Source organism: Plantactinospora veratri, from assembly GCF_036421995.1.
Lineage (GTDB): Bacteria > Actinomycetota > Actinomycetes > Mycobacteriales > Micromonosporaceae > Plantactinospora > Plantactinospora veratri.
The window spans coordinates 54,959-61,937 of sequence record NZ_JAZGQL010000040.1 but is presented as its reverse complement, the minus strand read 5'-3'; the positions used below and the strand labels follow the sequence as shown (position 1 = coordinate 61,937).

General features: G+C 73.0%; 7 protein-coding genes. 5 read left to right on the top strand and 2 right to left on the bottom strand.

All coding sequences use genetic code 11. The features are described 5' to 3' along the window. From V1634_RS34950 to V1634_RS34935, 4 genes are all read left to right on the top strand, one after another. Positions 1 to 828, top strand: an 828-nt coding sequence (locus V1634_RS34950) for a phosphopantetheine-binding protein (RefSeq protein WP_331211899.1), incomplete at its 5' end; no start/stop codon positions are given. A gap of 194 nt (positions 829 to 1,022) precedes the next feature. Then, on the top strand, positions 1,023 to 1,961 hold the full coding sequence (locus V1634_RS34945; protein WP_331211898.1) for a phytanoyl-CoA dioxygenase family protein: 939 nt from the start codon (positions 1,023 to 1,025) through the stop codon (positions 1,959 to 1,961). A 16-nt stretch (positions 1,962 to 1,977) separates the two neighbouring features. Then, positions 1,978 to 3,195 carry a glycosyltransferase gene (locus V1634_RS34940; RefSeq protein WP_331211897.1) on the top strand — a complete coding sequence of 406 codons (1,218 nt, stop codon included), beginning with the start codon at positions 1,978 to 1,980 and terminating at the stop codon, positions 3,193 to 3,195. Beyond that, positions 3,189 to 4,049, top strand: a complete 861-nt coding sequence (locus V1634_RS34935) for a formyltransferase family protein (protein WP_331211896.1) — start codon at positions 3,189 to 3,191, stop codon at positions 4,047 to 4,049. Before V1634_RS34940 ends, V1634_RS34935 begins: the two co-directional genes overlap by 7 nt. A 23-nt stretch (positions 4,050 to 4,072) precedes the next feature. Here V1634_RS34935 and V1634_RS34930 read toward each other — a convergent pair whose 3' ends face one another. Continuing rightward, entirely contained in the window at positions 4,073 to 5,191 is a 1,119-nt protein-coding gene (locus V1634_RS34930; RefSeq protein WP_331211895.1) for an NAD(P)/FAD-dependent oxidoreductase, read from the bottom strand. Positions 5,192 to 5,326: 135 nt separating this feature from the next. On the opposite strand from V1634_RS34930, the gene V1634_RS34925 reads away from it, so the two are divergent. Then, positions 5,327 to 6,229 (top strand): NAD-dependent epimerase/dehydratase family protein, encoded by a 903-nt coding sequence (locus V1634_RS34925; protein ID WP_331211894.1) that lies wholly within the window; start codon positions 5,327 to 5,329, stop codon positions 6,227 to 6,229. Here the strand turns inward: V1634_RS34925 and V1634_RS34920 are convergent. Beyond that, positions 6,197 to 6,943: an aminoglycoside phosphotransferase family protein gene (locus tag V1634_RS34920; protein ID WP_331211893.1), complete on the bottom strand. Its 747-nt coding sequence runs from the start codon at positions 6,941 to 6,943 to the stop codon at positions 6,197 to 6,199. The genes V1634_RS34925 and V1634_RS34920 overlap by 33 nt on opposite strands. Positions 6,944 to 6,979 lie beyond the last annotated feature (36 nt).

Sequence of the window (6,979 nt, the reverse complement as noted above, 5' to 3'; positions counted from 1 at the left end):
ATCGCGAATATGCGGGTGTTGATTTTGGATGAGTGGTGGGAGCCGGTGCCGGTGGGGGTGGCGGGTGAGGTGTTTTTGGGTGGGGTGGGTTTGGCGCGGGGGTATTTGGGTCGGGCGGGTTTGACGGCGTCGCGGTTTGTGCCGGATCCGTTTGGTGGTGAGGTGGGGGGTCGGTTGTATCGGACCGGTGATGTGGGTCGGTTCAGGGCTGATGGTGTGGTGGAGTTTTTGGGTCGGGTGGATGAGCAGGTGAAGGTGCGGGGTTATCGGGTGGAGCCGGGTGAGGTTGAGGCGGTGTTGGTGGGGTTGGTGGAGGTGTCGGAGGCGGTGGTGGTGGTTCGGGATGATGGGGTGTCGGGGCGGCGGTTGGTGGCTTATGTGGTGCCGGCGGTGGTGGGGGTGACGCCGGGGGTGTCGGTGTTGCGGGCGGCGTTGTCTCGGGTGTTGCCGGAGTACATGGTGCCGTCGGTGTTTGTGTGGTTGGCGGCGTTGCCGTTGACGGCGAATGGGAAGTTGGATCGGCGGGCGTTGCCGGTGCCGGTGGAGCGTCCGGAGTTGGAGGTGGCGTTCGAGGCGCCGCGTTCGGTTACGGAGCGGGTGTTGGCGGGGTTGTGGGTGGAGTTGTTGGGTGTGGACCGGGTGGGGGTGCACGACAACTTCTTCGAACTCGGCGGACACTCCCTGCTGATGATGCAGTTGCTGTGGCGCCTACAGGAACAGTTCGGCGCCGAAGTGCCACTGGAACTGCTCTTCGAGGCGAGTACGGTGGCCGAACTCGCCTCGGCCCTGGACGACCAGGCCATGCTGGCCGGGCGGCCGACCGACTGACCGGCGACGCGAGCCGATCCGCCACCGTGCGGGCGGAGATCCCGTGCTGCACAACTGGGGAGTTCCTGCGGTTGCACGCCGATCCCCGGGTGAATTCCACGCTCTGGCTGCCCTCGCGGAAGTTCGCTATACCTATGGCACACCGGCGGCCCGTCGCGTCCGGAGAGAGGACGCGCATGGAGAGGAGCACCGGCATGGAATCGGCATTCGCATCCGAGGTACCGCTAACGGACGAAGAGCGGTCGCGGCTGGCCGACGACGGATATCTCGTACTGCGTGGCGTCCTCCCGGACGACGCACTGCAACCGGTCCGGGACGCGCTCGCCGCGGTCGTCGACCGGATGGCACGGCAGTGGCGGGACGAGGGGCTCATCGACCAGTTGCACGAGGACGCCCCGTTCACCACCCGGTGGTGGCTGATCCGCCAGCAGTTGCCGGCGCTGCGCCCGGTGACCTGGCGGCGGGTGCTGGTCAGCGAGGCGATGTACCGGCTGTGGCGGCGCCCGGAGCTGACCGGCCGGATGCGGAGCTGGCTCGGCGACGAACTCTGGGCGCACGACACCTGGAACGGGCGTCCGCGCGAGCCGTGGGCACCGGTCCAGAAGATCGGCTGGCATCAGGACGCGTACTACCTGCGTGGCTGGGAGCCGGCCGACGGCAACATTCTGACCTGCTGGATTCCGCTGGTGCCGGTCGACGCCCGGGCCGGTTGCCTGCAGATCCTGCCGGGCTCGCACCGGCACGGAGTGATCCCGCCGGAGTTCGACGAGTTCCGCAACAAGAACGTCTCGGTCGAGCGGCTCGGCCACATCGAGCCGGTCACCCTGCCGACCGTGCCGGGAGACGTGGTGATCTTCACCGAGAGCACGGTCCACCAGGCGTTGCCGAACGAGTCCGAGGGCGTGCGTTGGACGGTGGACGTGCGGTTCGGTGCGGACAGCCCGGCCATGCGCCGCAAGGCCAGGGGCGGATACCTGTGCCGGACGGCCGGCGATTCCAGTCGGATCGAGAGCTACCAGGAGTGGGCGGCCAAGTACGACCCGCGCACCGGGGCGATGGCCGCACAACTGCGCGCCATCGACGCGGCCGCGGTGCGCAGCGGAAGCATGGCCCGGGACATCAGCACCTACTGACGGATCTGGGGGTGTCGTGGCCAACATAGCCGTGGCCAGCCTGGGCTCACGCGGAGACCTCTTTCCGCTGCTCGGCATCGGACGGTCGCTGCGCGACCGGGGCCATCGGGTCACCGTCTTCGAATACTCGGAGTATGCCGACGACGTCGCCCGGACCAACCTGCGGTTCGCTCCGCTGGGTGCCGGCAGCGCGTGTCAGGAGGTCTTCGAGAACTCGGGCGAGACGTCCCAGGCACTGTCCCAGCTGATCCGCCGGGTGGCGCTGCCGACCGCGGCCGAGGCGGCCCGCCGGATCGTCGCCGAGGGACCCTTCGACGTCGTGATCGCCAACCACTTCCAGTACGGCGGGCAGCTCGCCGCCGAACTGCTGGGCGTACCGCTCATCTCGGTGACCGGGGTCGACATCGTGGAGCTGTACTATCCGCCGACCGGCGCCTCGGCCGACGAGCGTGCCCTCGCCGAGCGCACGCTGCGGCTGGTGGACCGGCTCGGCACACCGCCGCTGAACGCCATCCGGCGCGGGCTGGGCCTGCCGGAGCGGCCCTACGCCAGCACCCTCGGCAGCCTCTCCGACGACGCCGTCCTGGTGATCGTCTCCGAGCTGTTCCTGGAGGGAACCGATTCCTGGCCCGGCCATTTCCGGGTCGCCGGGTATCCCGCGTACGAGGGCAGCGACAAGCTCGCGGTGCCGCCCCGGGTGCAGCGCTTCGTCGACCGTACCGACCTGGGGCCGTTGGTGATCTGCACCCTCGGTGACAGCTGGGCCAACGACTACCCGCCGACCTGTGCCGAACTGGCCCGGTTGGCGCAGCGGCACCGGTTCCGGGTGCTCTACCTCGTCTGCCGGGGCCGGGTCGACGCCGATGGCGAGCATTGCCTGGTCCACCAGTTCGCCCCGCTGTCCCGGCTGTTGCCGCACGCGAGGGCGATCGTGCACCACGCCGGCCGGGGCAGCCTGCTCACCGGGATGCGCGCGGGCGTGCCGGCGCTGATGATCCCGCACTGGCTCGACGGTTTCGAGAACGCCCGCCGGGCGGAGCGGCTCGGCGTCGGCCGGGTGCTGGCGCCGGACCTGGGCCCGGCGGCGGTGAGCCGGGCGGTCACGGAGATCCTGGGCGACGAGGCGTACCACGTCGCGGCCCGAGCGGCCGCCGATCGTCTCGCCGAGGACCCCGATCCGGGACAGGTCGCCGAGGAACTCGTGCTCGGCACGATCGGGTCGCGGTCGTGGTGAGCGCCGAACCGCCGATGCGGGTGGCGATCGGCGGCCGTGGCTGGCTCCCCGTACGGGCCGCCCGGCTGCTCGGGTCGCTGGTGGCGGCCGGCGCGCTCCAGGCCCGGATTGAGGTGGTGCGCAACGACGGCGACCCCGGACAGGACACCTGGATGCCCTCCCTGGCGGCACTCGCCCGGCGGCGCGGCTGGCGGGTGCACCACACCGCGGAGACGGCCGGGCTCGGGCCACGGGACATCTTCCTGTCGTTGCAGCACGACGTGATCGTGGACTGCGCCCGGCTCGGCGGTGCCGCCGCCTACAACCTGCACTTCGCGCTGCTGCCGCACTACCGGGGCAGCCTGACCTCGCTGCTGCCGATCCGGCGGGGCGAGAGCCAGGTGGGTGTCACCCTGCACGTGTTGGCGCCGTCGGTCGACGCCGGGCCGGTGATCGCGACCCGCGCCTTCGAGCTGCCGCCCTTCACCACCGCGTACGACCTGTTCCAGACCTATCACCGGTACGGGTTCGAGCTGCTCAAGGAGCATCTGGAGGCGCTGCTGCGCGGCACGGTCACCGCCACCGCCCAGGACGACTCCGCCGCGACCACGTTCTACCGCAGCTCGGTCGACTTCACCGACCTGGAGGTGGGCGACTTCGACCGCGACGCCGAGCAGGTGCGGGACTGGTGCCGCTCGCTCATCTTCCCGCCGATACAGCTGCCGACGTACCGGGGCCGGCGGGTGGTCTCCTGCTATGTGCTGCGCTGGAACGGTGTCGCCGCCGCGCCGGGCACCGTCCTCGACGAGGATCCCGACCAGGTGATCGTGGCCTGCCGGCGTGACCTGGTGTGCCTGGAGTTCGCGACCGACTGACCGGTACCGCCGCCGCGTGGCGGTCAGGCCAGCACGCCCAGCGGTCCGGCGGAGGCGGCCCGGGTACGCAGCGGGTCGAAGCGCCGCAGCGGAGCCGGGGTCCGACCCGTGGAGATCGCCAGGGCGATCGCCTCGGTCAGCGGCGGTGCCAGTTTGAAACCCCGGCCGCCGAAACCGTAGGCGACCAGCAGTCCGTCCCCGACCGGCCCGACGTACGGCTGGCCGTCGCCGGTGAGGTCGAACTCGGACTCGACGACCATCCGGGGCCGGGGCAGGGCCCGGTCCAGCCGGGTGGCCGCGGCGGCCCGGAGCGCGTCCAGGAAGGCCGGACCGCGCGCCTCGGTGCGGAGCGTCCCCAGCACGCCACCGCGAACCGGGCGCAGCAGCACGTCGTGGACCAGGTCCACGACGGCCGGCAGGGCACCGTGCGGGCTGCCGGAGCGGGGAGTGCCGGGCGGGTCGGGGAAGAGGCCGAGGCTGACCGGCTGCCGGTGGATCCGGCGTCGGGCGGCCGGATCGGGCAGCAGCGCCGGGGTGGCCGCGCCCGCCGCCAGCAGGACCACCGAGGCGTCCGAGGCGGGACCGTCGGTGGTGCGGAGCCGCCAGCCGTCCGGGATCGGGCTCAGCGCGCGTACCCGGGTCAGCCTGAGCGCGCCGCCCGCCCGCAGGAAGGCCCGGACCAGGGAGAGCAGCACGACCCGCGGGTCGGCGCAGCCGGAGTCGGGCTCGTACCAGGCCACGCCGGCCCCCGGGTCGTACCCGCCGGGGACCTGGGCCCGCTCGCACCGGCGCGGCCGGCTCCCAGAGCGCCCGGCGGCGGCCCGCCCGGCCCGGTCCGCCGCGTCGGCGGCCTCCGGCGGGGTGACCACGACGACGCCGCAGCGCAGCACGGCGGCCAGGGCCGGCGGCACCTGGTCGCTCCACCGCCGGTACCAGGAGAGCCCGTCGGCGGCCAGCTCCGGTTCGTCGCAGAGCGTCCGGAGCACCGCGGCCGACCCGGCGGTGGTGCCGCCGACCAGTCGTTCGCCCAGCAGCAGCACCCGGTGGCCCGCGGTCTGCAGCCGCCAGGCGGTGAGCGCCCCGATGATGCCGGCGCCGACCACCGCTACGTCGGCCCGTCCGGTACGCCGGTCCAGCGCCATCGGTCCCTCCCCACCGTCGAACCCTGGCCGTCGCAGCGGCCACTGAGCAGAATGCGGGTTACCGCGACTGTCGACAATCGCATCGGTGGTGTTCAGCATGGTGGTTCCGGCCCGGCCCGGCGATGCTCCGGCGAGGTGGCGGTGATCCGGGTGGTCGTGCTCGGCGGCACGGGTTTCGTCGGCGGTGCGATCGCCCGGCGGCTCGGCACCGGCGGTCGACCGGAGCCCGGGGTGGTGGCCGTCGGACTGCCGGGCAGCGGCGCGGCGGGTCCGCGTGGTGTGCCGGTGGTCGAGCGTGACCTGCTCGCCGACCCGGAGTCGGGCGAGGAACTGCTCCGGGGTGCCGACGCGGTGGTCTACGCGCTCGCGCCGGCCGGGCCACGCCGTACCGCCGGGGAGCGGATGGTGGAGGCCGCCGGCCGGCTCGCCTCGGCGGCGGCCCGGGCCGGGGTACGTCGCTGGGTGCAGGTGAGCAACGTCAGCGTCTACGGTCCGGGCGACGGCTGGGTCGACGACGACACCCCGGTCGATCCCCGGAATCCGCTCGGCGCGGCGACGGTGCGGATGGAGGAGACCGTGCGGCGAAGGCTCCCGGCCGGGCCGACCCTCGGCACCTTCCTGCGGGCCGGACCGGTCTACGCCGAGGACCCGGAGCGGACCGGGGTCTCGGCGTCCTATGTGGATCCGGGCCTGAACTGGCTGAGCTTCGTACGCCGGGACGACCTCGCCGGCGCCGTCCGGTTGGCCCTGGCCGGGAAGCTGCCCGAGGTGTGCGTGGTCTCCGACGGGGAGCCGCTGCGGGCGGTCGAGGCGGCCCGGCTCGCCGCCCGGTGGCGGGGGTGCACCCCGCGACCGGTACCCGACGCCACGGCGGCCCGGTTCGGCGCCGACGCGTACGCCGTGCTGACCTCGTCGGTGCGGTTGCGCCCGCTGGCACTGCTGGCGGTCGGATGGCGACCCTGTGCACCGCTGCGGGCGGCGACGCCGCAGCCGCACCCGGCCGACTCAGCGCAGGGCGGCCTCGAGGTCCGGCCGTAGCCGCCGGACCAGTCGCAGCGACCGCTCGCAGTAGGCCAGGTGGCTCGGTGGGGTGGCCCCCTGCGGGGCGTCGGTGCCGGCGAGCGAACGGATCCCGTCACGGAGCCGCTCCAGCCGCGCCTCGATCAGGTCGACCAGCCGGGACCGGTCCGCCAGCCCGTACGCGTCGCAGATCAGCCGTAGCCGGCGCGGCCGGTCCGGCACCGGCACGTCCGGGTTGAGCGGGACGAAACTGAAGGCCGTCCAGGCCAGGTCCCAGCCGCGCGACCCGGGGGCGGCACCGTCGAAGTCGATCATCGCCTGGGGGAGTCCGTCGACGAAGACGCAGTTGTACACCGCGAAGTCGTTGTGGCAGACCACCTCCGCCTCCGGATCCGCCCGCAGTTCCGGAGGCTCCTGGAGGAAGGGGTCCCACCCCGCCAGCGTGCGCAGCGCGGTACCGGCCACCGCGTCGTGGTACCGGCGCAACAGCCGGGCCGCCTCGACCAGTACCCGGTCGTCGCCGACCCAGCGCCACGCCCGGGGAACCTCACCCGGCAGATAGCTGAGCAGCTCGCGGCCCTGCCCGTCGACGCCGAGCAGTCGCGGTGACCGGTCGAACCCGACCGTCTCGAGGTGGGACAGCAGCGCGTGCACCGGTGGACTCCAGAAGCCCGTCCGGCGCCGTACGACGTCACCGCGCCGCTCCACCAGCGACATCGTGCCGCCGGACATCCGGTGCCAGCCGGCGTCGGTGGCGGAGGCTGTCCG

What these genes read in the sequence shown, in the direction of transcription:
- V1634_RS34945 (WP_331211898.1), top strand. Translation starts at nt 1,023, where the DNA reads ATGGAATCGGCATTCGCATCCGAGGTACCGCTAACGGACGAAGAGCGG.
- V1634_RS34930 (WP_331211895.1), bottom strand. Translation starts at nt 5,191, where the DNA reads ATGGCGCTGGACCGGCGTACCGGACGGGCCGACGTAGCGGTGGTCGGC.
- V1634_RS34920 (WP_331211893.1), bottom strand. Translation starts at nt 6,943, where the DNA reads ATGTCCGGCGGCACGATGTCGCTGGTGGAGCGGCGCGGTGACGTCGTA.